This window comes from Thiomicrorhabdus sp. (assembly GCF_963662555.1).
GTDB lineage: Bacteria > Pseudomonadota > Gammaproteobacteria > Thiomicrospirales > Thiomicrospiraceae > Thiomicrorhabdus.
Genome location: NZ_OY759719.1, coordinates 1,016,423 through 1,042,535, shown reverse-complemented (window position 1 = coordinate 1,042,535; position 26,113 = coordinate 1,016,423). Strand labels below are relative to the sequence as shown.

Here is a 26,113-nt window from a genome sequence, read left to right as displayed (position 1 = left end):
TTTGCCCCTTACCAACTGTAAAAAAATTTAATCATTAAGCAAATGAGTTTTATTTTTTGCCTGAAGCCTCATTGAGCTTTTGTTGCTTACGGTCATATTTATCATAGGCCGTTACAATTTTTTGGACCATGGAATGTCTAACCACATCTTGGGCTTGATAAAAACTAAAGCCAATGCCTTCTACTCCATCAAGCACTTCAATAACGTGACGTAGACCCGACTTTTGGTGTCTAGGTAAATCACATTGGGTAATATCACCCGTAATCACTGCCGTTGAACCAAAGCCAATACGCGTTAAAAACATTTTCATTTGTTCGGTAGTGGTATTTTGAGCTTCGTCCAAAATAATAAATGATTCATTTAAAGTACGGCCACGCATAAAAGCGAGAGGAGCGACTTCAATGACATTTTTTTCCATTAAACGCTCTACCGTTTCAAAGCCCATCATTTCAAATAATGCATCAAATAAAGGTCTTAGGTAAGGGTCAACCTTTTGGCTTAAGTCACCAGGTAAAAAACCGAGCTTTTCACCCGCTTCAACGGCAGGCCTGGTAAGAATGATTCGGCGAACCTTTTCATTTTCTAACGCTTCAACGGCACATGCCACTGCCAAATAGGTTTTACCTGTACCAGCAGGACCAATACCAAAATTCACATCATATTTTTGAATAGCTTGAATGTAACTTGCCTGGTTTGGGTTACGGGTTTTAATGGTTTTACGCCGAGTTTTAATTAAAACCTGTTCAGCGTCAAAAGCTCTATCGGTTTCTAAACCCAGCTCATGCAAACGTAAATGAATAGTCTCTGGAGTTAATGTTTCTTGAGCCGTAGAGTCATATAAATCTCTAATCACTTGCTCGGCTTTAACAATACGATCCGCCAAACCGGTTACCGAGAGATTAAAACCACGTGAATTGACTTCGACGCCTAAACGCAGTTCTATTTGGTCAAAGTGTTCATTATGCCAACCCAACAAGTTTTGTAAACGCTCATTGTCTTCTGGGTAAAGTGAAAACTGAATAGTATGTAATGCTGGCAAAGTAAGCCTCTAGATTAAGGTTTTAAAATACGCTTTTAAAATATGGTCTTAAGATGAAATCATAATAAAAAAACCAACAAAATGTTGGTTTAATTATGCCTAAAATTCACAATATGGTAAGAGATATAGATTAATGCAAAATTACAACGCATAATATTGCGGAGCTTGATGTTTATCTGCTTCAGGAGTTGCGACCACTTTGCCGCGTAAAGAGTTTGTTAAAGCCTCGGTAATTTCCACATCAACAAACTGACCAATTAAGTCTGGCGAACCTTCAAAATTAACCACTCGGTTATTTTCAGTACGACCAGCTACTTCATTAAACGAGTTACGTGATAAGCGTTCTACCAACACTTTTTGTATTGTACCGATCATGCCATCACTAATGGCTTGAGTTTGTTTATTAAGCTGTTCTTGTAAAACAAATAAACGACGTTTTTTCTTTTCCATAGGCTCATCATCAGGAAAACCTGCCGCAGGTGTACCTGGTCGTTCACTGTAAATAAAACTAAATGAGCGGTCGTAATTTAACTCTTCAACCAAAGCTAAGGTTTCTTTAAAATCATCACAGGTTTCGCCAGGGAAACCAATAATAAAATCACCAGATAGAGACAAGTTTGGACGTAACGCTCTAACTTTACGAATAGTTGATTTATATTCCAACACCATATGGTTTCGTTTCATCATCGCCAATACTTTATCTGAACCCGATTGAATTGGCAGGTGCAAGTGAGAAACTAGCTCGGGAATTTCACCATAACAATCAATAATGCTTTGAGTCATTTCATTTGGATGCGAGGTGGTAAAACGAATACGGTCAATCCCATCAATTGTTCTAATTGCATGCATTAAAATTGCTAAATCGGCAATTTCACCATCTGCCATTAAGCCGCGATACGCATTAACATTTTGCCCAAGTAAATTAACTTCTCGGACACCTTGCTCTGCTAAAACACGAATCTCATGCATCACGTCTTCAAATGGTCGGCTAACCTCTTCTCCACGAGTATAAGGCACCACACAGAAAGTACAATATTTAGAGCAACCTTCCATAATGGATACCATTGCAGAAACACCATTTACTTCAGGTTCAGGCAAATTATCAAACTTCTCAATCTCTGGAAATGAGATATCAATTACCGCCTTTTTCTTTTTAATTGAATCATCACCACGAACTCTTAGGGCTTCATCAATCATCGCTGGCAAACGGTGTAACGTTTGTGGGCCAAAAATCACATCAACACTTGGTGCACGCTGACGAATGACTTTACCCTCTTGCGAAGCAACGCATCCACCCACACCAATGACACGGTTTGGCTTTTTAGCTTTCCATTTAGTCCAACGACCTAACTCAGAAAACACTTTCTCTTGAGCTTTCTCACGCACGGAACAAGTGTTCATCAAAACCACATCCGCATCTTCTGGCTCGGTTACCAGCTTTAAACCATAGGTTTTTTCTAATAGGCTGGCCATTTTGTCAGAGTCATACTCATTCATCTGACAACCATAAGTAATCACATAAAGACCGCCGGTAAATGGTGTGGTTTGAGACATATAAATTCCGTAAAAATAATAAGGGTAAAGGCACTAATTTTGATTCTATCTATCTGAATATACAGAATTTTTATTAGAATCATTTCGGGTCGCGTATTCTAACATAGAGAAAGAATAAAAAGAAAACTTGTGATAAAAATAGAATTACCAGGCCTGGTAAAATCAATTATCTTTAACATTCAATTAAATATTAGATTTGTAAACACATAGTATGGGTTTCTGCTGTATCAAAATCAGAATCAGAACGGATAGTTCCTGTATTCCATACTCCATCATCTAAAGATATGTCCAACTGCCTCGCATGGTCCTTACTTAATAAAGTAACACACGCTTGATTTTTACCTAAAATAGTACCGCTGGTTAAACCAATATTACCCGTTTCAGGTAAAAATGTTGCAAAATAAATCCCCGGATCAACTAAAGCCGCAGAAGGTTCAGGATTAGTAATAAACCCCTGGTCATACAAATCTTGAAAAAAAGTACCATGATTTGCTCAATTGCATCCTGACTTATAAAACAATTATTTTAAGCTTTCATAAAACTTACATTACTTAATAAAGTATTGATTAATGAAAGAGCACCTTCATAAATAAAAAATTAAGAAATAAAAAACCCCGTATAACGGGGCTAATGTATCACTAATCAATAGTGGCAATTACATTTCAAAACAACCAGAAGCGGCGGCAGCTGCCCCAGTTGTATCATATCTAAATTTACCAGTAGCTGGGTTACCATCATCCAACTTAAGATCCATACCTCGTAAAATTTCTTCACCATTTGCTATACCAGCAGTGTAGTCTATACATATATAATTTTGGTTAGCTTCCACTGGCACAGTTCCCGTAGCACCAGCCGAAGCAAAACCAGCAGTAAAACCACCATTTTCATCAAGTTTGGTGCCTATATTAGGATCTTTTACAAAACCTTGAGTAGCTAAATCTTCAAAGAAATTACCAGGGACAGCCGTACCAACAACACCACTAAAACCTGCATTTGAAGTAGTAGTTCTTCCGACAATTTGAGTTTTATTTACGGCTGCATTATTTGGAGTTGCTGCACGCAAAGTACCAGGATAGTAACCCATACGATCAAGGTATGCATAAGTTGAAGCTTGTAAACCAACAAGTGAATCTGTGTCGTTTTTGATTTTAGCTGAGGTTATAAGTTCTTGACCCTTAAGTACACCACCTAATAGTAAACCGATGATAACTAATACGATCGCGATTTCAACTAATGTGAAACCTTTTTGTGCTTGTAAGTTTTTAACTTGCATAAGTATCTTCCTTTTATATGTATAAAACATTTACACGTTTTGTGTATTTTGTATCTTACAGAGAAAAAAAATAAAAAAAAGAGTAAAAATTTTTTACTCCCTCATTTTTTAACTAAAAACACTAAATTCACTTGCCATGAACGTTTAATCTTAAAGATTAATCTACCAGGCCTGGTAATTCAACTGTAAAACCAAATTCTTTGGTTTCATTTTGGTAAAAGTATATTGCTCCACCTAACTGCTTTAATAATTCTCTAGATAGAAATAAACCCAACCCCATTCCACTTTCACTGGTTGTCCAAAAAGGTTCAAACATTCTTTCTGACAAAAACTCTTCATCGTTAATTTTATGACTATTGATAGTGAGCTTAATTTTTTGTTCAAAAGCATCTTGAGTAATCGATATTTGAATAGGCAAATTAGAGGTTGGATGATCTCTAAAATTACCTAAAATATTCTTTAAGACTTCTAATAAAACTTGGCGAGGTAATTTGGTAGAGACATTGCCCTCTATATTGGCTTGTAAACCATACATTTCAACCACATCGTTAATTAAATCTTTTAACGTGTAAACATTGCCTTCATAAAACTCAGACAATGGTTGCTTCATGTGATCAATGGTTTTCCTTGCTCGCTGAGCCATTACGGGCAGTGTACTAACTAATCGTTCAACCAATTTAATCTTTTGATTATCATCTTGGATAACTTGTACTTGCTCAGAAAGCAATTGAATGAACTGAGCAATATTTTTGATTTCATGCTGCACAAATAGCTGATAACGCTCAAGCCTTTTTTGTGAGGTAAGAATCTCTGCTTGCTTAAGCACTAGGTCTTGCTCAAGGATATTAATAAAGGTTTTTAACACCAAGCCGGTTAAGCTTTCAAGCTGATTTGCTTCTCTAGTAATATAAAAAATAATCTCAAAACGCATATCATCGCGATGGACTAAATAGGATTGTTTATTAAATAAACGACCATCAGCCGAGCCTTTATCAACGGTCTTCCTTTCACCAAACCATTCTATATTGGCTTTAAGCCCTATACAGCCAACTGTACTTAAAATTGACCAGGCCTGGTTAAAAAAATCTAATGCATCTTGTTCACATGCATGATTTAACTCATATAAAGCAGATAATGCCCTATTTAATCTTTTTGACTGACGTCTAAAATAATAGGCGGTAAAAAAAAGCGACACACCAATAATAACTAAAGCTAGCCACAACCATTTAGCAACACTTACTGATATTTCATCAATCATTAGTAATGCCTAGAAGCAAGTTAAACATTAAATTTTGATTAATCATTATTAATCGCCACGTTGAATCTCATATTTTTTAATTAAATAATAGACGTTTTCTCGCTTTAATCCTAAACGACGTGCCACCTCATGAACATTAAAATCTGTATCAGCTAAAACTTGCCTTAGTAACTTTTCTTCTGCCTTATTTCTAACCTGTTTTACACCCTCACCCAAACTTGCATCAATCTGTACTTTATGAAAGCCTTCTTGATGGCGTAGCTTTTCTTCTTGCTCATAAAACATTGCCGCTCTTTTAACCGCTTGAATTAAACTTTCAGAAGTGACTGGCTTCTGTAAAAAGTCAAAGGCACCATGTTTTAGAGCCGTATAGGAAGTTGATTCAGGGTTTTGACCTGTTAGCACTATGGTTTTAGCATGGGATTGATTAAGCTTAAGCCACTCTAAAACGGCAACACCCTCTTCAGGAGTATGTTCATTAGGGGGCATTCCCATATCTAGAACAATAATGGGATAAGGCGTATTTTGTAAAAATTGAACCGCTTGAACTCTAGATTCAGCCTCAGAAACCAAATAACCAGAACTCTCTAAAGAAAAACCCAGCATACTGCGTAATGCTGGGTCATCATCTACTAATAAGACTTGTTTATGATTCAAACTTAAACTACCATTTATTTATAGCAATCCACTGTATAAGTGCAATAATCTCTATGGCCTGTTCCATCATCTGCAAAGACAATGTATTCAAAATGAATTAAATCATAAAGATTGTTCTTGGCTTGAAATTCATCAACAGTTTTATAATTTTCTAAAACTAAAATATCAGTACCATCTCCGCCATCAATAGCTCGATTTAATAAACCTGAATTCGGGTCATCAGCATTTCCTAACCACAAAACATCATCGCCAGAACCTAAGTCTAAGTTTGAACCTGAATTAATATTTCCTTGAATCCAAATTTGGTCATTACCTGCTCCGGCATATAAATCTGCGATTAAATCTGATCCTAGAATAAATTGATCATCCCCATCACCGAGCTGAACATTTGAATACGCTTCTTCACCTATATAAACACTGTCATTTCCATCACCAGTATCCAAATCAGCCTTATCACCATTACTCGTGATCTTACCGGTTTTGTTGTTGTACTCCAGCTTTGAAGCTAGACTGCCACCCATAAGCACCACGTCATCTCCCTTACCTAGACTAAGCGAATCAGCAACATTATGATCAACTTTAATGACATCTCGTTCGCTAGTTGAATCATTTGGCAGGTATGCACCTGGTGTTAGATCATACCCTCTGTAAGTTGGCGGTAATACACTGCTTGGAACAGTTGAATTATTCCATACTGTTATTGGTGATAATGCTGTAGACTTTATTTCATAGCCTGTAATTGTTTCAATTGAATCATCAAAAAAGTTTACGTTATCAGTGCTTTGTTGGGCTTTGTTGTATAGCAGGTCTAAATCGCAATTTTCTATATTAATTGGAAGTACTACACCAGCTTGACAACTATTTGGTGCCGCCGCGGTAAGTGTTTGCTCACCATCTGCATTATAGGCAACTAACACTACAATTGCCGTATTTGAATCAATACCTCCGGTTGAATTTAAAACGGTATAGTTACCAAGACCATCATTACCAGCAATAGGTGGAGTATTGGTTAAATCAAAGACTGCTGTACCAGGCGTGCTATTACAAAAATAGCTCGCTGAACTTGCATTGTTACAAATTAAAGCTGGATTATTAGCATTTTGGTTTATTGCATAACGAATAAAGTTTCCATAAGAGTCAACAACATCATCCCTTTTAAAACCAATATCAAGGTAAGGAACCTCACCAGAGGTATTATTACACTCACCTGTTAGAGCTCTATCCTCTCGGCCGTTATTACCAGGACAAGGTAAATACTTATTAATCATTGCAAACTTAATAAGCTGTGCTTTTATATCTTTAAGCTTTTTTTCAGATATATTTTGCTTTGAAACGGCTCTAAATTCACCTGTAAAACTAAGTATACCAGTAATAAGGACACCCACTATAGCTAAAACCACAGCCATTTCTATCAGAGAAAACCCTTTATATTTATTTTGTATTATCATCTAATAAGCACCTGAAGAAACTGTTGAACCTGAACCAGTTGTCGGTTCCGGCTCAACCCACTTAAAGACACTTGTTTCAGGAATAGCATCAATTGGCTTGGCATTTGGAAAGTCTGGCATTACCGTTGGTGCAGTATATAAAACTGCCTTAACATCAGACACTTGCACCTTTTCATCTAAAGCTGTTGAAAAATTTGCAAAATCAACTTTTAAATCACCATTTTCATCCAGTGCAACATTATAAGAAGCATACTCATACCAAGTATTATCCCGATCATCATTAGCATCATAATAATAATACTGATCTTGATTGGGGTTACCCATGTATTCAGCTATATTATCTACGTCCAATCTACCATCTCTAGGGTTAGTAGCACTTGCCGTATCGTAAACTATTTGATTTACATCATTGTTTAATCCTACGATAAATCTATCTTGAGTTTCAAGGTTTCCGTATCTATCTCTTTCAGCTGCTACTCCCTCATTCAGGGCATCAGCATCTTCCCAACCACCCGTCACTTTAGTATTAAATGTTAATGTTACGGTTTTACCTGCATTATCAGCACCAAATTTAAGTGTGCCAGACTCTATATTAACTCCTATATTTTTTGAGAAACGATTATCATCACCGTTACCACCTGCTATATCAACAGTTACTCCATCAAAAGGATTGTCAGGGGGGGGGGGCGGATTGGCAGGATCGCCATTTCGATTAAGCTCAACAATCTCGTTTTCATACCTATCCTTTAGTTCATTAGCAGATATTGTCGTTAACAAATCATCGTAATGCGGCGTTTTAGAGTATTGAGATTGTACAAAATATAAATCTCCGTTATCATTTTCTTGTTCTGCACCATTTAACTGAGCCAATGGTAGGTTTCCGTTTTCATTTTTAGCTACCAATACTGCAATCAAGGCATCCGCATTAATGTTGGCCGGTGCAGTAGCAGGTCCACATGCCGCACCATTACAAACACGAAGGTTATTTACACCAGGGTTGCCCATTACAGGTAAGGTAGTTAAATCAAACATAGGTGGCCTGGTATTGTTAAAGTAACATGCTGAACTTAATGGGCAGTTAGCCATACTTACAGGATTAGTGGCATTATGATTTATTGCATAAACAATATTATTACCCCAACTATCTTGAACATCAGCCGCAGTTAAACCTAAATTATTAAAAGGTACATTACCTGTATCAGCTTGACAAGTCGCATCTAGATTTCTATCTTCAAAGCCATCGGGTGGTATCGTATTATCCGGGCAAGGCATGTAGCTGTTAGTTTTTACAAACTTCAATAGACTTGACTTAATTGATGCTAACCTAGAGTCGCCTTCTTTCCAAAGTACGTGTGTTCTTTGTTCTGAATACACACCAATAGAGCCTGCTGCAATCACGCCCAAAATCGCAAGGACAACAGCAACCTCTACTAAAGAAAAACCTCTGACGGCATATTTCTTTTTACTATTCCAAAGTATATTGTTCATAACAATCGTCCCATATTCGGATTGGTTAATTTCTATATAATTAATGCATGTTTACTTACTGATAAACTTTTAATAACTAAGTATTAGATATAAAAGCAACTGCACACTGCCCTATGCAAAAAAACTTAATTTAATACGGCCCCTGACTTAATAACTGAATACTTAACCTCATACCCTGTAAGCCAAATCAACTGGTCATCAAAATTAGAGCCTTGAACATCACTGCCTTGCCCTTGCCAAAAAATATTATTATTACCATTAGTATTTTCAACTTCTGCGTTGCCACCTGGATTACCAGCCCATGTTTCGGCACCGTTTTTACCGTAACTTATAACAACAGCAATAGCGGCAATCTCACTAAGCTCATCTGCTGGTGTTGCCCCATTACAAAAGAGTGCCCTTTCATTACAAACTGTATAGTTTCCAGTACCATTATTTGAGCCAAATGGAGGGGTATCATAATCAAATCCAACGGCGGGGGCACCTGATCGATTAAAATAGCTAGCAGACTTATTAGGATCAATAATATCAGCACTATCAGTATCACTGTTTACAGCATAATACAAAGGAGAACCCCAAACATCTGTACTCGATAGGCCTAGATCCAAATAGGGCAAAGTTCCCGCTACCTGATCACACCAAGCAGGATTTGCTGCATCCCTATTTTCAAGTCCATCTCCATCCGAATCTGGGCATGGTAAAAAATGATTTACCTGCACATAAGTTAAAAGAGCATCATGAACTTTATTCATAAATATGCGGTTTTGTGCATAATCATCATAATCATCTATTTTATTTAAAGATCCAGTAGCGCCATACAATAAAATCGCAATTAAAGTCAACGCTATTGCTAACTCAAGCAAAGAAAAACCCTTTTGCTTATTCCTATTTAAAGCAATCATGGTGGACATCCTAATTCAGATCTCCATCCCTGTCCGTATAAGTTATCACCAGCAGCCCCTGCGTCTAATGTACAGGCAAAAGGAAGTGGGTTGCCAGGGGAAGCCGCAGTATAGAAACAATCATTAAACCAGTGTAAATCTGCAGGAGTTACAATGTTACATAAATCAGGTACATTATCTGGTGCTGTTCCAGCAGTAGTACCTGTCATTTCATCTTGACTAACACGGCTTAAAACAGCCGCATTCCATTCAGTTCTAGTAATGGGTATAACGTAATCGTTGAATCTTGGGTTATTGGCAACAGGAGCAGGGTCATCAAAAACAGAAATAAAGCTCGCATCACCATTAGAATTATCTTGTTCTAAAAAATTTGCAACATTTGCAACACTAGGTTGACTTGGTTGCTGAGTTTTAAGCGTGTCACCAGCATACATAAGCACCATAACAATATCTGCTCTACCATCTAGAGTTAAACTGGCCAATGCAGGCGATGCTCTATTAAGAGGTACAAAGCGCTTTTGTTCACCAGCGTAAATATAATCTGAATTTTGTGTTAAAAATCTGGAATCAACAGCATACCAATACTTACCAATATCTTGATTGCTATCCAAAAATGTGTAGTTACTAGTACTATTACGTTCTGGAATCAATCCCATTACAAATGCTACACCTGCACCACAAGGTGCATTTGAGTTTCCATCTCCATTTGTATCTGGACAAGGAAAGTACCCTGGCCCTGGAATATCAACTTGATTACGTCTTACTGTAGAACCAGAATTAGTTGCAAAAATTTCAGGTTGCATTACAGCATAAGCCAACATTCGTTCTTTAATTCGCTTCAACTCTAAGACATGCTCATTTTGCATACCTGTTTTTATTGATTCAGAACGCATATTAGAAACTGTCCCAAACCATAAAGCAGCCCCCAAAACTAACAATAGCAAACCTGTTAACACAATAAAACCAGATTGTTTTATTTTTTGGTTATTCATATATTTATAATCATTTCTATGTTACTAAGTAATTTAAATAAACCACAATTTTATAATAAACGAATTCTACTACTAAATACAAATATTGACTTTTACCTGACCTGGTAATTTACCATAGCGATACGCCCAGTTTTTGTTGTTGCAACACCCATTCTTGAAACTCTGGCGGACCGTATGCTAAGGTTAACGGCGATTTTTCTATTTCTTTAGATTCAGGGTCTTGTTGTTGATAGACCAATGGTCGCATATTTTTTTCAGCATAATTCATTAACCATTTTAAGGTTTTTTGCGGTATCTCACGCCCAACCGGCACGGCTACATCAACAGGTAAACCTTGCCAGTTAAACGCAGCATCAATCACTAAAGCACCAGATTTATCTGGCCTAAAATTACCAGGCAGTTTTGAACCCTCTTTAACCCAAGCACACTCAAAAACTTGGCAAGGGTTTACAGGCCTGTTTATATAATCATCACAACCAGACCCCGTACTATGTGGACAAGGCTTGCCAGGATAAGCTTCACAACCTTTAACCTTAATTTGTACCCAGCCATCACAACATGCCGTACAAGGCTGGCATTCTCTTTTTTTCATTTAATAATCCAAATTCTTTTGTATGAGTCAATTTAAAAACAGTATATACAAAACCCATTAGCTGTAAAAAAGACTTTAATAAAAACCCTTTACACAAATAACGAATTTAGCTAAAAAAAAACCCCGCCTATTAATAAATAATAGACGAGGTTTTGATACAAAATTTAATCAAACTGCCTTACGACAGCATTTGATTAGAACTTGTGTAAAAGACCTACAGAAACTACAGTAGTATCATCATCTTTAACACCTAAATCATTTTCAATTGAAGTGTAAGTTACATAACCAGTAGTTTTCTTACCTAATGCATAGTCAAGACCTACAGCGTAGTTAGTAGAGTCTTTAAGTGCAGAAACATCACGGTCAACTACAGAGATTTTAGCTTTAGGCATGAATTTACCGATTTTATAACCTAAGTTAGCTTGAACATCAGTACCTTTCTTATTTGTACCATCAAGAGCATCACCACCAAAGTCTTGGTACATTGCGTTAGCAATTAAACCGCCAGTAGCGTACTGAGCAACTAAACGTGTATGATTTGCTTCTTTACCTTTTGTACCAGTAGTTTGATCAGAAGCTGAATCCATACCCGCAGCTAAATAAAGACCTTTTTTCGCAGAACCGTATGTTAAAGCAACAGAATACAAATCAGATAATGAAGATTCTTTATCATCAGAAGCTGGAGTCATATTAGAACCTTCTTGAGGTACCATTGCTGCAATTAACTTAATACCAGAGAAAGATGGAGAAACATAAGCTAAAACGTTGTTTACACGGTTTTCCATACCTTTACCGAAAGCACCTAAACCACCAGCCATAGGATTGTTATCCGCAACACCGTCGTTAAATAAATCTTTTGCTTGAATCATTTTAGTAGGCGTATCATGACGACCCATTAATACTGTACCAAAACCACCTGCTAAACCAACATATTGGTTACGGTTACCTAGTGTGTTAGAACCACCAACATCTACAGAGAATTCCATCTTGTAGATTGCTTTAAGACCATTACCTAGATCTTCAGAACCTTTAACACCAACACGTGAAGCTACGTTATTTACTTGCGTACCTGAAGCCGCTTTGTTTGCGTCAGTTTGAGCACCAGCATTTGATACATCAAACTGTTCAGTAGCCATATTTACTTGACCATAAACTACAGGAGCGTCAGCCATTGCAACAGGAGCGGCAACTGCAGAAGCGATTGCTAGAGCGATAATATTCTTTTTCATTTGAAAATCCTTAAATTAGTTAAAACTGCCTACGCTTGCAGGCTTGTGATGCACTATATGGAATAAAACTTTTGTGTGCAACCCCAAGTTATAAAAAAAACCACAAAGTTTTTTTGTGTTGTTTTTTTGCAACACCGCTTTAACAGCAGTACATTTTTAAACACGAAGACATAAAAACATGCATTAACCACAAAGGTGCGAAAATGTGAAGCTTTTCTAAAATTTACCAGGCCTGGTCCTACCTTCATTATCGAGCTTGACCCGATAATCTCTTTTTGCCGTTTAAGATTCCCTGGTCAAACCAGGGAATGACGGTTTCTTATACCAGGAAATGATGTTTGTTTTTTTGAACCACGAAGAGACGAAGTTTTTTTAAATACTACCAGGCCTAATAAATTTTATTTTCTCAAACCTTAAGTTAATAAACCAAGCACCGTCGTCATTATCGGGCTTGACCCGATAATCTCTTTTTGCTGTTTTAGATTCCCTGGTCAAGCCTGGGAATGACGTTTAGTTTTTTTACCATGAAGTCACGAAGTTTTTAACTTTACCAGGCCTGGTAGTGTTTATAGCCGTATATACCTTATAAATTGCTTCGCTACGTTCTCGTCTCTACAACCGAGTTCTTCAACCCTTCTTTTTAATCACCGTGCCCTCGTGGTTAATATTTACTTTTAAGCAGACATAAAAAAACCCGCTCTGGCGAACCAGGCGGGTTTTTTGAACCAAAATGCAATATGTAAATATATAAAATATATTTTGTATATATTAACGTTTTGAGAACTGAGGGCGACGACGTGCTTTACGAAGACCGACTTTCTTACGTTCAACTTGACGAGCATCACGAGTAAGAAGACCACGTGCACGTAGAGCAGGACGATTTCCTTCTTCATATGCAACAAGTGCACGAGCAAGACCGTGACGTACAGCACCAGCTTGACCAGTTGTACCACCACCAGAAACAGTGATATAAGCGTCAAACTTATCTACATTTTCTGTTGCTTCTAAAGATTGGTTAATAACCATTAAGTCTGTTTCACGAGCAAAATACTCATTGATATCACGACCGTTTACTGTCATCTTACCAGAACCCGCTTTTAAGAATACGCGAGCTACTGAGCTTTTACGACGACCTGTTCCGTAGTATTGTTCTGTTGCCATTTTAATATTCCTTTATTACACGTCTAGATTTTTTGGCTGCTGAGCAGTATGCGGATGTTCTGTACCAGCATATACTTTTAGCTTTTTAAACATTGCGCGTCCTAATGGACCTTTTGGCAACATCCCTTTTACCGCAAATTCAAGCGGACGGTTTGGCGCTTTGTCAATTAACTTTTCAAAGTTAGTTGATTTTAAATGACCAATAAACCCAGTGTGGTGATGGTACATTTTATCTTTACGCTTGTTACCTGTAACAGCAACTTTTTCTGCGTTAACAACAACAATATAGTCACCACAATCTGCATGAGGTGTATATTCTGGCTTGTGCTTACCACGTAAACGTAAAGCAATCTCTGCAGCTAAACGACCTAAAGTCTTGTTTTCTGCATCTACAATATACCAGTCGCGTTTAATTTCAGCTGGTTTTGCAACAAATGTTTTCATAATTTGTTCCTACAAATAAATAATCCAAATCCAAGATTTGGTTCAACAATTTAAAATTTGTTAAACCAAATCAACTTACTGTTTAACGGGCAATAAGGGGGAAGGATTAACAGACGCGGAATTATATTAGATTTTAGTTTTATTTTCAAATGTAATTACAAATAAAATCTATTTAATTTTAATCATTTACCAGGCCTGGTAGTTTTAAATCCAAAACAGCAAAAAAGCCAGTTGATTTAACACCAACTGGCTTTTAAGGCTTTAACTAATTTTTTTTGTAATTTAATAATTACATAATATCAAATGATTTCGTAACACCTAAGATTAAATAATCTGCATCATCACTTCCATCTTCCATCGACTTAATGTATGACACTGTTCCATCAAAACTTTTTGCAATTTCAAAACCATAGTCCAACTGTACATACGTTATATCTTTTGAAGCTTCTGCTTCATTAAGGCCGTAAGTACCTGTAAAACCAGCATATGTTCCAGAGATTGCTTTGTGAGTATACCAAGTATCTGAACCACCTTTGATACCTGTTGTACCATTATCATAAGCAATTGAGATAGGACCATAGCCTGCTGAGAAATTAAACTCTTCAAACTTTTCAGCATCACCAGTACCAAACTTACCAGTATAATAATATCCAGTTGCACCCAAACCTAAATCAATATCTGAAACCGTACCAGACCAACCACCATACAAATCATATTCAAGATTTGAAGAATCATCTAAAGATGAAGCCCACGTTCCAACATAGAAACCTGAATCATGCTCATAATCAAGCCCAGCAGAAGCTGTTGCTTTTTCAGTTGCCGTTTGCAAAACACCACGGAACACGTATGTTGAAACTAAACCTGCATTTGCAGAAACGCCTGCTTGCGCTGCAGCTGGAACCATTGATACTGATGCAGCTCCTGCAACAGCTAAAGAAAGAGCTAGTGATTTTAATGGGAATGTTTTTTTCATTTTTCTCTCCAACAAGAAGTATTTACAAATTAAATTCACAAACCCTTTAACTATTAAAGTGCCAACCTTAAATAATTCTTTTAAATCAACATGTTAAATATTTTATTAAAATTTTATGAACCAATCATGACAAACTCTATGCACCGTTTTTAAACTTAAGAGCACCAAAATGGTTAAAGCCCATTGGATAACTCTTGTAAAAACTGTGATAGTTTAGTTTCTATTCTCTTAAAGTCTTTTATTAATTGCTTACCCTTTGTTGTTAGCTCGCTACCGCCTCCTGCTTTACCGCCTTTTACTTTTACAATTAAAGGCTCATCATACATATGATTAAGCTCCTCAATAAGTTTCCATGCTTTTTTGTATGACATCCCCATATTTTTAGCTGCTTGACTGATTGAGCCATATTGCTCTATGTTTTCTAACAACTCAATTCGACCAATGCCAATGTAGCCAGAATGGTTACCAGTGATCCAAAAACGAGCACGGATATTTTTTGAATAGGCTTCTCCAGGCAGTTTTTCTGTATGCTCTTCCATCTTTTCTCCATTACTGGGCTTTGGTGTATTTAGTGATGTACTTTATAATAAGGTTGTTTAGTCGATTTGTTTAAACAACTTCGTTATGAAAATTTTTAACTCAATCTTAATCAAACATACTTAATTATCATCACAGTATTGTATGTTAAGGATTGACAATATTTTTATTGATTGAGACCATTAAACCTTGCTTATTAAATGGCAACTAATGACTTACATACAAAATTCCATAAACTTAAATACACATAAATCAAATATACACAATTAGGAGCTCATTATGAACGTTGGCACATTAGATAGAATTATTCGCATAATTATTGGTATTGCTTTAATTGCTCTTGCTTTCTCAGGAACTATCGGGCTTTGGGGTTATATTGGTATTATTCCATTGGTAACAGGGCTTCTAAAATGGTGCCCTCTTTATACATTATTAGGCATTCAAACATGCCCTCTTCATGAGACAGTTAAACGTGACTAATAATTTGTAGCAATCAAAGCAATACAACACTATACAGCAGCTCTTAATTGCACTAGATTAGTTAATATAACGTTTACTATTCTAATTAAGTTAAGAAGCTGCTTATTATCAATACCCTTTAACATAAATTTTTGAATATTAAACCTGTTAATATTCTTAGGCCCCAACCACTTCACCAGTCACTTACTATCTAACTTAAAACATTTTTATACCATTACTTATCCATTGATAGTGAATTCTTATTAGCATGAGCGGTAAAAACACTTGCTTTTAAGATTGAAAACCTCAAAAATAAGATGTACCTTTCACGTCATACTTACTTAAAATCCTTAAAAGAATTCTTATGTCGCAAAAAGCCATTCATAAAATTACAAAACGTTACGACAGATTAGAAAATGGCTTGTCTAATGATGAGGTTGCATTAAAAACTCTGTCTAAGGTTAAAGATCTAAAGCTAAGCCCCAACCCAATTCATTTCACACTATTATTTGAAGCATTAAGTGAAATAGACAGTACTATTGCTACAAAAATTCTTCAAGAAATACAAAACAAAACTTACTCTGACTCTGCTGAGAGTTTGTTTATAGAATATATTTCTCAGCTTCTGTACCAATACCTACCAACTGAAAAAGTTCAAAATCTGCTAATCGACCTTCTTGAAGAGTTAGAATTCTGGCTTGAAAAAAGCAAGGCTAACGAAGAGTTCGTGGCCCTCGAGATTGCAGAGTTGTCAAAGTTTGAATTACCAGGTGAAGTTAAGACTTGTCTTAATGAACGAGTTATGCCAAAAATACATTCAATTTTTGATGATACTAATCGTTTAAAAACTCAAGTGTCGCATTCTGCAACTGAAATTACCCAATTAAAAAATGAATTAGAAAAAGCCCATAAAGTAGCTAATACCGATGAGTTAACAGGCATACCTAATCGTCGTGGATTTAACGAAATCATTAAAAATTTAGCACTTTCAGCAGATACTGAAGATTACAGCTTTGCTTTATTACTAGTAGATATTGATTACTTTAAAAACATTAACGATGAATATGGTCATTTAATTGGCGACAGCGTTTTAAGATACCTTGCCAAACAACTTAATGCAGAAACCAAAGGTAAAGATTCTATTGCACGCATTGGTGGCGAAGAGTTTGTAATTTTATTGCCTCAAACAAACTATGAAAATGCTTTTAGGGTCGCTGAAAATCTACGACAAAAAGTGGAGTGTAATCGCTTAAAAGTCAAAAACAGTGAAAAAACACTTTCTTTAACCATTTCTGTAGGAGTTTCTATCTATGAAAGGGGCGAGAATTTAGAAAAATTAATTGACCGTGCCGATAAAGCACTCTACCAAGCTAAAAATAGTGGCCGAAATAAAATATGCTAATTAACAGCAATAGCTTTAAAGCTTATACCTAAGGCTTATTAAGATGTTTGTATATAGCCTAGCCAGTTACAAAGCTGGAATTCTATAAAATGAATAATACAAAATATATCTATATAGCTCTGTTTTTTTTAGCCGCTTTTATCAGTTTAATTTTTTATACACAAATTCAAGCCAGCCCCCTAAATCTTGAAAAATCGACCCATGAATTAAAAACACTCTTGCTTGAAAAATCGTTTTCTAACTCGGAAGCCATTCAACCTATTTCTGAAAACAGTAATATCGATATGCAAAAAGTGCTACTGGGGAAAAAACTATTTAATGATCCAAAACTTTCTAATGACAGCAGTGTTTCATGTGCTTCTTGCCACAACTTAACCCTTGGTGGAGCAGATCAAAAAGCTCTATCATTAGGAGCAAATCACCATTTAACTCACCTGAATACCCCAACCATTTTTAATGCAGTTTATAACTTTAATTTTTTTTGGGATGGTCGCACTGCCAACTTTACAGAACAGATTAATAATTCTCTTTTTGCAGAAGATCAAATGGGTAATACCGACTGGAACAAACTACTAAATTATCTCAACAACTCTAAAGAGTACTTATTACTATTTAAAAACCAATATAACCTTCCAATAGAATCACATGATCTATTAGATGCGCTTAGTGAATACAGCCAATCTCTGATTACGCCAAATTCGCGTTTTGATCTGTATTTGAAAGGTGATAATTTTGCACTTAACACCTATGAGTTAGAGGGGTATCGCCTCTTTAAAACTATCGGTTGCATTTCATGCCACCAAGGCATCAATATGGGAGGCAATATGTTTCAAAAAATAGGGTTATTTAATAATCTTTCAAATCAAACAGACCCTAAAATAGATGGCAACTTTGACGTTATAGATACGCCAACAGATAAAATTGTTTATAAAGTTCCAACTTTGCGTAACATTGCTTTAACCGCCCCTTACTTTCATGACGGTTCAACAAAAACGCTAGAAGCAGCGGTTGCTAAAATGGCAAAACTTCAATTAGGCACTGAGCTTTCTACAGAAGATGTTAACAAGATTACGGCTTTTTTAAATAGTTTAACTGGCGAATATCATGGCCAACCTCTTTAGTTTTATTAAATTTAGCTAAAGCCAATTTAGCCTTATTCAAAAACATTAAATATTAAATATTAAAATATTAGGTTTAACCAACATAAATGAATAACACTTCAACACAACCCAACAAACAAAATAGCGGTTTTTTTAATAAAGCCAGCACCTTTGTTAAAACGCATTTTATAAAGAGCAGCTTCTTTGTATTCAGCTTATTGTGTATTGTTATTATCTATGCAAAAACTCACAACCCTCTTATTCAAGAAAGTGCCCAAATAACTCAAAACACTTACTATTTAAACATCTTACAAAGCAATATTATTGAGATCATAGCGTTAAGCAAAAGCAAAGAAATCAAACACTTTGACGATATTAACAGACAAGCACAACAGCTAAACAAAACTTTAGCCAAACTCTCAGATACATTAGCAATAAAAACAAACCACGAGCTAGCAAACCAACTCAATAAACTCATTGTTAAAACTAAACAACAACAAGCATTAATAGAATCTTTTAAAACAGCTCACGCAATCAAACAAATTTCTATTAACTATTTACCTGCTGCATTTGCAGAATGTACCAAAAATATTAATAAGCTCAATTCGGTAGATAAAAAAGCTAGTTTTAAAGTCATTCAAGAAGCCATTATTCAAGTATTAAACTTTAATAAACGAGCAAATAGACAAGCTTCTTATGATTTAAAAAACATCAATCACCAGATCATTGAAAATGGGCTTCAGGATTCTTGTAAGGCATTTATTCAGCACAATGACTCTCTCACTAAATACTTATCTCAAGAAGACGCTATTTTCAATCAAATACAAAACCTATCTTTAAACAAAGATCTGCAGCAGTTTTACCTTAATGTTGAACAGCAAGTTGCTCAAGCCATATCTAAAAACAACATTTTTTATTTCATTCTTATTTTCTTGTCTTTACTGCTATTAGCCTTTATATCAATAAGTTATCGAGCCTTATACAAACAAAACAAACAATCCTCTCTTGCCGTCAAAAAACTATCCCAACAACAGGGATTATTTACTACACTCATAAAATTAAACCGTGCCACAGCGAATATTCACGAAAAACGAGCTCTATTTCAGGCTGTTTGCGACATTACGCATACTGAGGCTAGTTTAGATAGCTGCTGGATAGGCCTGGTGGATGAATCTGGATTCGTGAAGGCTATTACTGCTGCAGGTGAAGGCCAAGATATCATTATGTCATTCCAGGTACCCGTTACTGATAATAAAATTAACGGTACTATTGCTGAATCTTATAGAAAAAAAGCTCCTGTGATTACTAATGACTTCCAAACTCGGTTACTCAATAGCTCCTGGGCCGAACTCGCATCCACCTGGGATATTAAAGGCAGTGCCACCCTACCCATATTGCATGATGACAAAGTGCTTGGCTTTTTCATTACCTACACTAAAAAAACCAACTTTTTCAACGATGAAATCAATACCTTGCTTGAGCAATTAGCAAGTGATTTAGGAACCGCTTTAGAAAAGATAAAACTTGAAAATGAACAAATACAACGACAACAAGATTTAGCGATTTCTGCCATTGCTTTTGAAAGCCATGAAGCCATTATGATTACCGACGCAAACAATATTATTATTAGAGCCAACCGTGCATTTAACAAATTAACAGGGTTCTCTCTAGATGAATGTTTAGGTAAAAAGCCCAGTATTTTAAAATCAGGCTTACATGATGCTACCTTTTACAAGGAATTATGGGCCAACCTTAATAAAACAGGCAAATGGCAAGGCGAGATTTGGAACCGTAAAAAAGATGGAACCCTTTATCCTGCATGGCAAAGTATTAGCACATTATTTGATGATGAAAACCAGGTAACTCATTACATCTCACACTCAATGGACTTAACTAAAGATAAAGAGTCGCAGAGAGAAATACATTATTTAAATAACCATGACAGCTTAACCAAACTGCCAAACCGTAGCCTTTTAATAGATCGACTAGATCAACAAATTGGGCAACATAACTCTAATTACAGTTTTTTATTCTTAATTAACATTAACCGTTTCAAACTGTTTAATGAATCTTTAGGACATACGGCAGGAGATCAACTTTTAATACAAGTAGCTGAACGCCTTAAAAATCTCAAGCTCGAAAACATCTTTAATTTAACCGTTGCCCGCATTGGAAGTGATGAGTTTGCATTATTATGTTTAACGGATATAGATGAACTTGAAGATTCGACTATTGAAGCGGGTCATATCGCTAGCCAATTACAACACAATCTAACGCAACCTTTTATTATTCAAAACAACCAAGTAGTAATTGATATCTCTATTGGTGTCACTTTATTTACAAACCATTCAAAAAGTACACAAACCCCAGAAACCTTATTGCAAGAGGCAAATACAGCACTTCACCGCGCTAAGCAAAGCTCTGTATCCTCGGTTCAATTCTTTGAAGCTAATATGCAAATACAGGCTCAAAACCGTCTTACTTTAGAAACTGATTTACGAACAGCACTACATAATCAAGAATTCGTTTTGCACTACCAACCCCAGTTTTCTTTGCTAACAAACGATGTTATTGGTTTTGAGTCACTAATACGCTGGCAAAACAAACAAAAAGGCCTTATACCACCAAATGACTTTATCCCTATTCTTGAAGAAACAGGTTTAATCACTCAAGTAGGTGCTTGGGTAATTGAAGAGTCTATTAATCAAGCCCAAGAAATGCATCAATACAACCCTAACCTGACCATGTCTGTTAACTTGTCTGCAGTACAATTTAATGACACTAATCTTGTGAATAATGTGGCTGCCTTACTTAAACAGACCAGTTATCCTGCCAGTAAACTTGAATTTGAAATAACTGAAAGCCTATTAATGACCGATATCAATGAAACGATTCTAAAACTCAATAAATTAACTGAGCTGGGTATTAAAATTGCCATTGATGATTTTGGTACAGGTTATTCATCTCTCGCTTATCTTAAGCAGTTCCCGGTAAACCGCCTTAAAATTGATAAATCGTTTGTGGATGATATTTCAGACCCAAATGATGTGGATTCAGCCATTGTACGTGCCACCATTGAAATGGCTCATGCACTGCACATTAATACCATTGCCGAAGGGGTAGAAGAAAAAATCCAACAACAACTACTGTATGCTTTTGGTTGCGATGAAGCCCAAGGCTATTTTTATAGCAAACCTATACCTGCAAATGAGCTACATAAATTCATGCAAAATCAAATCAACTAATCTTAATGGCACTATAGTCACCTTATGTTTACCCAAATAGTTAAAAAAACCGCCGTTAATCTCATTACGGGTTCGCTAGGTGCAGGCAAAACAACTCTTTTAAAAAACTTTATTAAAAATAAACCAACCCAAGAGACATGGGCTGTTTTAGTTAATGAATTTGGTGCAATTGGTATAGACGGTAGTATCTTAGAAACCCAAAACACGTCAACAAGTAACTCAATACATATTAAACAAATACCAGGTGGTTGTATTTGTTGCACAGCTCAAAATGAGCTTACAGCAGCCATAGAACAGATTATTGAAAAGATAAATCCGGATAGATTGTTAATTGAACCTACAGGATTAGGTGAACCAGATACCTTGGTAGATATATTACAGGGCGATTTTTTTAAAAAACGTTTTGATGTACAAAGTGTATTTGCCGTTATTGACAGCTCTTATTTAACAGTAGATGAAATTGGCCAATACACCATTCTACAAAACCTATTTAACATGGCTGACGTTGTTGTACTGAATAAAACAGACCTAGCAGACCCAAGCAACCTTCAAGATCTATATCAATACGCTCACTCGGTTTATCCATTAAAACAAGCCGTGATTATGACTCAGCAATCCGTTGTGGATAACGCATTACTATCTGTAAGTTCAAAAACAACTCAACCAGCAAAGAGCATTATAAATACACAGCAAAATACCTTAGATTCAAAAGCAATCAGTAATACTGACTCTGATAACATCCAAACAAGTAGAAGTATTAAATCAAATGATTTATTTGCCGATGCTTTAGATTTACCAGGCCTGGTAAAACGTGAATCTCAACATCAAATATCCACCTTATCAATTGGCTGGGTATTTGAACCTAGCATCATTTTTAACTGGAAATCACTGCAATCTCTTTTTAGCACTTTTGATAACAAACCTTACATCAAAAGAGCAAAAGGCGTTTTTAGAGTGGGTAAACCGTGGATGCTTTTTCAATGGGTCAATAAACAGACTTCACGAGAACTGATAGCTTATCGTCGTGACAGCCGATTCGAGATTCTTATAACTGAAAACAACACCTTTGATTTACATCAATTTGAACTCGATCTAAAAAAGTGTATTCAAAACGCTTAAAAAAATTCACTTTTTCTTCAAAAATCACCTTGGCTTTTTGTATGTTCAAAGCGGTGCAAAACACCCACCATTTTGAAGCATTTAAATAGTAAAAATACGCAAAGCCTATGATTTCGGCATTCTTAAAATGCAAGGTTTTTTTCTATTTTTTTCCAAAGATTTTTTTTACTTATTATAGAATTTTTTTTCTTTAGTTTAAATTAACTCCCCACAGAGTTATCCACAGGCTAACAAGCAAGTTTTTATGGGGATTTTGCTGTTTTTTCCACAACTTTCAACTCCCATAGTCACACAAAAAAACAGAAATTAAAGGCTTGCGTGAAATTACAAAATCTACTATATTTTGCGTTACAGGTTTTTATAAAAAACCATATCTTGTGGAATTGCAAAATTAAGTACACAATGCAATTAGCCCACAATTTTATACTCAACTTTCTATTGTGAAGCTAAGCTAATGAATTTGCTAAAAATTCATTTATTTATCATATATCAACTTCATATATTTTATACACAGGTTAAAAAAACGCCCATGACAAGTCAAAATATTAAAGTTACCAAACGTAATGGAACCCTAGAATCGATTGATTTGGAAAAAATTCACCGCGTAATTACATGGGCAGCCGAAGGGCTAGAAAATGTCTCTGTTTCAGAAGTTGAGTTGCGTTCTCATATTCAGTTTTATGATGGAATCACCACCTCAGATATTCACGAGACAATTGTTAAATCTGCGGCAGACCTGATTTCAGAAAGTGCTCCAGACTATCAGCACCTTTCAGCTCGTTTAGCGATTTTCCATCTTCGCAAAAAAGCATTTGATCGTTTTACACCGCCTACTTTATTTGAACACGTCAATAAAATGGTTCGCAGTGGTCTTTACGATAGCCAACTTTTAGAAGACTTTACCAAAGCTGAAATTGACGAGCTCGATGCTTATATTGACCATGCCCGTGACTTAACTTTTAGTTATGCAGCTGTAAAACAACTAGAAGGTAAATACCTAGTTCAAAACCGTGTAACAGGTAAAATTTACGAGAGTCCGCAGTTTATTTACATGCTTATTCCAATGTGTTTATTTGCACATTACCCAGCCGAGACTCGTTTACAATTCATTAAAGATTTTTACGACGCTTCATCACTTTTTAAACTCTCACTACCAACTCCTATTATGTCTGGTGTTCGTACGCCAACACGTCAGTTTAGCTCATGTGTATTAATCGAATGTGGTGATTCTTTAGACTCAATCAACGCAACCTCTTCGTCTATTGTTAAGTATGTATCGCAACGTGCAGGGATTGGTGTAAACGTTGGACGTATTCGTGCATTAGGTAGTGAAATCCGTGGTGGTGAGGCTTATCACACAGGTATGATTCCATTTATTAAACACTTCCAAACTGCGGTTAAATCATGTTCGCAAGGTGGTGTTCGTGGTGGCGCGGCTACTCTGTTTTACCCTATTTGGCACTTAGAAGTTGAATCCTTAGTTGTTCTAAAAAACAACCGTGGTGTAGAAGAAAACCGTGCACGTCATCTAGATTACGGAGTACAAATCAACCGTACCATGTATCAGCGTATGATTCAGGGTGGTGAAATTACTCTATTCAGTCCATCTGATGTACCAGGCCTTTATGATGCGTTTTTTGAAGACCAAGATGAATTTGATCGCCTATATAAAATCTATGAAGCCGATGAAACCATTCGTAAAAAGAAAGTCAAAGCGATTGACCTATTTACCCAAGTAGCACAAGAGCGTGCTCAAACAGGCCGTATTTACATTCAAAACGTTGACCACTGTAATACCCACAGCCCATTTGATCCAAGCAAAGCACCTATCCATCAATCTAACCTATGTTTAGAGATTGCTTTGCCAACCGCACCTCTTAACTCGGTAGAAGATCCTAATGGTGAAATCGCCCTTTGTACGCTTTCAGCCTTTAACTTAGGAGCTTTGGAAAACTTAGAAGAGCTAGAGTCTCTCTCTAATTTGATTGTTCGTGCCTTAGACAGCCTATTAGATTACCAAGACTACCCTGTTGAAGCCGCTCGACGTGCCAGTATGGGCCGCCGTACCTTAGGTGTGGGTGTAACTAACATGGCTTACTACCTAGCTAAAAATAAAACTAAATACTCAGATGGTTCTGCCAATAATTTAATACACCGTACTTTTGAAGCGATTCAATACAACCTATTAAAAGCATCAAATGAACTGGCAAAAGAACAAGGAGCCTGTGACTATTTTGCTGACACTACCTATTCTCAAGGCATTATGCCAATTGACACCTACAAAAAAGACCTTGATGAAGTATGCAGCGAACCACTACATTTAGACTGGGAAGCTTTACGTAAGGATATTAAAGAACATGGTTTACGTAACTCAACGCTTACAGCGTTAATGCCATGTGAAACCTCGTCACAAATTACTAACTCAACAAATGGTATTGAACCACCACGCGGTTATGTGTCGGTTAAAGCGTCTAAAGACGGCATCTTGAAACAAGTGGTTCCTGGATTTAAAGAGCACCGTAATGACTATGAATTACTGTGGCATATTCCAGATAACAAAGGTTACTTACAACTCGTAGGGGTTATGCAAAAGTTTGTTGACCAAGCAATTTCATCAAATACCAACTACGATCCTGCACGTTTTAATGAAGATAAAGTTCCTATTAAATTAGTGCTTCAAGATTTGCTGTATGCCTATAAGATGGGGCTTAAAACGTTGTACTATCATAATACGCGTGATGGTGCGGATGATAGCCAAGAAGATGATGGATGTGCAGGCGGAGCTTGCAAACTTTAAAATGGTTGTATTACTCAATCTCCGCGTTAGTTAATGACTCGTTTACAGGTGTAAACTTCGTCCTTAACTGCCTTGACCTTGAGCAATACACCACATTTTAACCATGATAATTTTTTAGTTAAAAGCGGTTGGATTTTATGATTCAACCGCTTTTTTTATTTAAATTTACCAGGCCTGGTAAATCCTGTGGACAATAATATATTGTGTGCATAAAATAAATTGGTAAAACATCACGAGATAACAACTCGTTTACAGACGTAAACTTCGCCATTATCCGCCTTGATTCTGGGCAAAAATTCTCTGTTTAAAGCATTTTTAATTTAAAAGCGATCGAATTTAAATTTTTATTCAGTCGCTTTTTTTGGTTTTACCAGGCCTGGTAATTATTGAATTCATTCTGCTAAGGCGTTAAACAGATTATCGGGTCAAGCCCGATAATGACCT

The 26,113-nt window shown here is 36.2% G+C and carries 23 protein-coding genes; 6 read left to right on the top strand and 17 right to left on the bottom strand.

The window, feature by feature from the left end; all coding sequences use genetic code 11:
- Positions 1 to 49: 49 nt before the first annotated feature.
- The 16 genes from ACORJQ_RS04460 to ACORJQ_RS04385 all read right to left on the bottom strand — a co-directional run bounded on the left by ACORJQ_RS04460 (position 50) and on the right by ACORJQ_RS04385 (position 15,549).
- Positions 50 to 1,039 (bottom strand): PhoH family protein, encoded by a 990-nt coding sequence (locus tag ACORJQ_RS04460; protein WP_321326376.1) that lies wholly within the window; start codon positions 1,037 to 1,039, stop codon positions 50 to 52.
- Between the two features lie 141 nt (positions 1,040 to 1,180).
- Entirely contained in the window at positions 1,181 to 2,593 is a 1,413-nt protein-coding gene (gene miaB, locus ACORJQ_RS04455) for a tRNA (N6-isopentenyl adenosine(37)-C2)-methylthiotransferase MiaB (RefSeq protein WP_321326374.1), read from the bottom strand.
- 190 nt (positions 2,594 to 2,783) lie between these two features.
- A complete protein-coding gene (locus tag ACORJQ_RS04450) occupies positions 2,784 to 3,059 on the bottom strand; it encodes a hypothetical protein (protein ID WP_321326373.1) in 276 nt (91 codons plus the stop codon).
- Positions 3,060 to 3,248: 189 nt separating this feature from the next.
- Positions 3,249 to 3,866 (bottom strand): prepilin-type N-terminal cleavage/methylation domain-containing protein, encoded by a 618-nt coding sequence (locus ACORJQ_RS04445; protein ID WP_321326371.1) that lies wholly within the window; start codon positions 3,864 to 3,866, stop codon positions 3,249 to 3,251.
- A 157-nt stretch (positions 3,867 to 4,023) separates the two neighbouring features.
- Positions 4,024 to 5,124: an ATP-binding protein gene (locus ACORJQ_RS04440; RefSeq protein ID WP_321326370.1), complete on the bottom strand. Its 1,101-nt coding sequence runs from the start codon at positions 5,122 to 5,124 to the stop codon at positions 4,024 to 4,026.
- Positions 5,125 to 5,172: 48 nt separating this feature from the next.
- Positions 5,173 to 5,781, bottom strand: coding sequence for a response regulator (locus tag ACORJQ_RS04435; RefSeq protein ID WP_321326368.1), 609 nt, complete (start codon positions 5,779 to 5,781; stop codon positions 5,173 to 5,175).
- Between the two features lie 14 nt (positions 5,782 to 5,795).
- Positions 5,796 to 7,229 (bottom strand): type II secretion system protein, encoded by a 1,434-nt coding sequence (locus ACORJQ_RS04430; protein ID WP_321326366.1) that lies wholly within the window; start codon positions 7,227 to 7,229, stop codon positions 5,796 to 5,798.
- Positions 7,230 to 8,717 carry a type II secretion system protein gene (locus ACORJQ_RS04425; protein WP_321326364.1) on the bottom strand — a complete coding sequence of 496 codons (1,488 nt, stop codon included), beginning with the start codon at positions 8,715 to 8,717 and terminating at the stop codon, positions 7,230 to 7,232.
- 125 nt (positions 8,718 to 8,842) lie between these two features.
- On the bottom strand, positions 8,843 to 9,619 hold the full coding sequence (locus tag ACORJQ_RS04420) for a type II secretion system protein (protein WP_321326362.1): 777 nt from the start codon (positions 9,617 to 9,619) through the stop codon (positions 8,843 to 8,845).
- The gene (locus ACORJQ_RS04415) at positions 9,616 to 10,611 is read right to left on the bottom strand and encodes a hypothetical protein (protein ID WP_321326360.1); all 996 of its coding nucleotides are present in this window, start codon (positions 10,609 to 10,611) and stop codon (positions 9,616 to 9,618) included. Before ACORJQ_RS04415 ends, ACORJQ_RS04420 begins: the two co-directional genes overlap by 4 nt.
- A 109-nt stretch (positions 10,612 to 10,720) precedes the next feature.
- The gene (locus ACORJQ_RS04410; protein WP_321326359.1) at positions 10,721 to 11,203 is read right to left on the bottom strand and encodes a hypothetical protein; all 483 of its coding nucleotides are present in this window, start codon (positions 11,201 to 11,203) and stop codon (positions 10,721 to 10,723) included.
- Between the two features lie 194 nt (positions 11,204 to 11,397).
- The gene (locus ACORJQ_RS04405; RefSeq protein ID WP_321326358.1) at positions 11,398 to 12,432 is read right to left on the bottom strand and encodes a porin; all 1,035 of its coding nucleotides are present in this window, start codon (positions 12,430 to 12,432) and stop codon (positions 11,398 to 11,400) included.
- A 768-nt stretch (positions 12,433 to 13,200) separates the two neighbouring features.
- Entirely contained in the window at positions 13,201 to 13,593 is a 393-nt protein-coding gene (rpsI, locus tag ACORJQ_RS04400) for a 30S ribosomal protein S9 (protein WP_321326357.1), read from the bottom strand.
- A 15-nt stretch (positions 13,594 to 13,608) separates the two neighbouring features.
- Positions 13,609 to 14,037 (bottom strand): 50S ribosomal protein L13, encoded by a 429-nt coding sequence (gene rplM / locus ACORJQ_RS04395; RefSeq protein WP_321326356.1) that lies wholly within the window; start codon positions 14,035 to 14,037, stop codon positions 13,609 to 13,611.
- A 289-nt stretch (positions 14,038 to 14,326) separates the two neighbouring features.
- Entirely contained in the window at positions 14,327 to 15,010 is a 684-nt protein-coding gene (locus tag ACORJQ_RS04390; RefSeq protein ID WP_321326355.1) for a TorF family putative porin, read from the bottom strand.
- 173 nt (positions 15,011 to 15,183) lie between these two features.
- A complete protein-coding gene (locus ACORJQ_RS04385; RefSeq protein ID WP_321326353.1) occupies positions 15,184 to 15,549 on the bottom strand; it encodes a winged helix-turn-helix domain-containing protein in 366 nt (121 codons plus the stop codon).
- A 277-nt stretch (positions 15,550 to 15,826) separates the two neighbouring features.
- On the opposite strand from ACORJQ_RS04385, the gene ACORJQ_RS04380 reads away from it, so the two are divergent.
- The 6 genes from ACORJQ_RS04380 (at position 15,827) to nrdA (ending at position 25,669) form a co-directional block, all read left to right on the top strand.
- Complete coding sequence (locus ACORJQ_RS04380) at positions 15,827 to 16,027, top strand: YgaP family membrane protein (protein ID WP_321326350.1); 201 nt, start codon at positions 15,827 to 15,829, stop codon at positions 16,025 to 16,027.
- 343 nt (positions 16,028 to 16,370) lie between these two features.
- Positions 16,371 to 17,408: a GGDEF domain-containing protein gene (locus ACORJQ_RS04375; protein WP_321326348.1), complete on the top strand. Its 1,038-nt coding sequence runs from the start codon at positions 16,371 to 16,373 to the stop codon at positions 17,406 to 17,408.
- Positions 17,409 to 17,497: 89 nt separating this feature from the next.
- The gene (locus ACORJQ_RS04370) at positions 17,498 to 18,529 is read left to right on the top strand and encodes a cytochrome-c peroxidase (protein ID WP_321326347.1); all 1,032 of its coding nucleotides are present in this window, start codon (positions 17,498 to 17,500) and stop codon (positions 18,527 to 18,529) included.
- An 86-nt stretch (positions 18,530 to 18,615) separates the two neighbouring features.
- On the top strand, positions 18,616 to 21,753 hold the full coding sequence (locus ACORJQ_RS04365; RefSeq protein ID WP_321326345.1) for an EAL domain-containing protein: 3,138 nt from the start codon (positions 18,616 to 18,618) through the stop codon (positions 21,751 to 21,753).
- Between the two features lie 24 nt (positions 21,754 to 21,777).
- Positions 21,778 to 22,872, top strand: coding sequence for a CobW family GTP-binding protein (locus ACORJQ_RS04360; RefSeq protein WP_321326344.1), 1,095 nt, complete (start codon positions 21,778 to 21,780; stop codon positions 22,870 to 22,872).
- Between the two features lie 529 nt (positions 22,873 to 23,401).
- Positions 23,402 to 25,669, top strand: coding sequence for a class 1a ribonucleoside-diphosphate reductase subunit alpha (nrdA, locus tag ACORJQ_RS04355; protein WP_321326342.1), 2,268 nt, complete (start codon positions 23,402 to 23,404; stop codon positions 25,667 to 25,669).
- Positions 25,670 to 25,811: 142 nt separating this feature from the next.
- On the opposite strand, the gene ACORJQ_RS04350 is transcribed toward nrdA, so the two are convergent.
- On the bottom strand, positions 25,812 to 25,940 hold the full coding sequence (locus ACORJQ_RS04350; protein ID WP_321326340.1) for a hypothetical protein: 129 nt from the start codon (positions 25,938 to 25,940) through the stop codon (positions 25,812 to 25,814).
- Between the last annotated feature and the right edge of the window lie 173 nt (positions 25,941 to 26,113).

Excerpts from the sequence above, each read along its gene's own strand:
- nrdA (WP_321326342.1), top strand. The coding sequence starts at position 23,402 with ATGACAAGTCAAAATATTAAAGTTACCAAACGTAATGGAACCCTAGAA.
- rplM (WP_321326356.1), bottom strand. The coding sequence starts at position 14,037 with ATGAAAACATTTGTTGCAAAACCAGCTGAAATTAAACGCGACTGGTAT.
- ACORJQ_RS04370 (WP_321326347.1), top strand. The coding sequence starts at position 17,498 with ATGAATAATACAAAATATATCTATATAGCTCTGTTTTTTTTAGCCGCT.
- ACORJQ_RS04365 (WP_321326345.1), top strand. The coding sequence starts at position 18,616 with ATGAATAACACTTCAACACAACCCAACAAACAAAATAGCGGTTTTTTT.
- ACORJQ_RS04425 (WP_321326364.1), bottom strand. The coding sequence starts at position 8,717 with ATGAACAATATACTTTGGAATAGTAAAAAGAAATATGCCGTCAGAGGT.
- ACORJQ_RS04360 (WP_321326344.1), top strand. The coding sequence starts at position 21,778 with ATGTTTACCCAAATAGTTAAAAAAACCGCCGTTAATCTCATTACGGGT.
- ACORJQ_RS04390 (WP_321326355.1), bottom strand. The coding sequence starts at position 15,010 with ATGAAAAAAACATTCCCATTAAAATCACTAGCTCTTTCTTTAGCTGTT.
- miaB (WP_321326374.1), bottom strand. The coding sequence starts at position 2,593 with ATGTCTCAAACCACACCATTTACCGGCGGTCTTTATGTGATTACTTAT.
- rpsI (WP_321326357.1), bottom strand. The coding sequence starts at position 13,593 with ATGGCAACAGAACAATACTACGGAACAGGTCGTCGTAAAAGCTCAGTA.
- ACORJQ_RS04445 (WP_321326371.1), bottom strand. The coding sequence starts at position 3,866 with ATGCAAGTTAAAAACTTACAAGCACAAAAAGGTTTCACATTAGTTGAA.
- ACORJQ_RS04430 (WP_321326366.1), bottom strand. The coding sequence starts at position 7,229 with ATGATAATACAAAATAAATATAAAGGGTTTTCTCTGATAGAAATGGCT.
- ACORJQ_RS04420 (WP_321326362.1), bottom strand. The coding sequence starts at position 9,619 with ATGATTGCTTTAAATAGGAATAAGCAAAAGGGTTTTTCTTTGCTTGAG.
- ACORJQ_RS04410 (WP_321326359.1), bottom strand. The coding sequence starts at position 11,203 with ATGAAAAAAAGAGAATGCCAGCCTTGTACGGCATGTTGTGATGGCTGG.
- ACORJQ_RS04375 (WP_321326348.1), top strand. The coding sequence starts at position 16,371 with ATGTCGCAAAAAGCCATTCATAAAATTACAAAACGTTACGACAGATTA.
- ACORJQ_RS04415 (WP_321326360.1), bottom strand. The coding sequence starts at position 10,611 with ATGAATAACCAAAAAATAAAACAATCTGGTTTTATTGTGTTAACAGGT.
- ACORJQ_RS04385 (WP_321326353.1), bottom strand. The coding sequence starts at position 15,549 with ATGGAAGAGCATACAGAAAAACTGCCTGGAGAAGCCTATTCAAAAAAT.
- ACORJQ_RS04350 (WP_321326340.1), bottom strand. The coding sequence starts at position 25,940 with ATGGCGAAGTTTACGTCTGTAAACGAGTTGTTATCTCGTGATGTTTTA.
- ACORJQ_RS04440 (WP_321326370.1), bottom strand. The coding sequence starts at position 5,124 with ATGATTGATGAAATATCAGTAAGTGTTGCTAAATGGTTGTGGCTAGCT.
- ACORJQ_RS04405 (WP_321326358.1), bottom strand. The coding sequence starts at position 12,432 with ATGAAAAAGAATATTATCGCTCTAGCAATCGCTTCTGCAGTTGCCGCT.
- ACORJQ_RS04380 (WP_321326350.1), top strand. The coding sequence starts at position 15,827 with ATGAACGTTGGCACATTAGATAGAATTATTCGCATAATTATTGGTATT.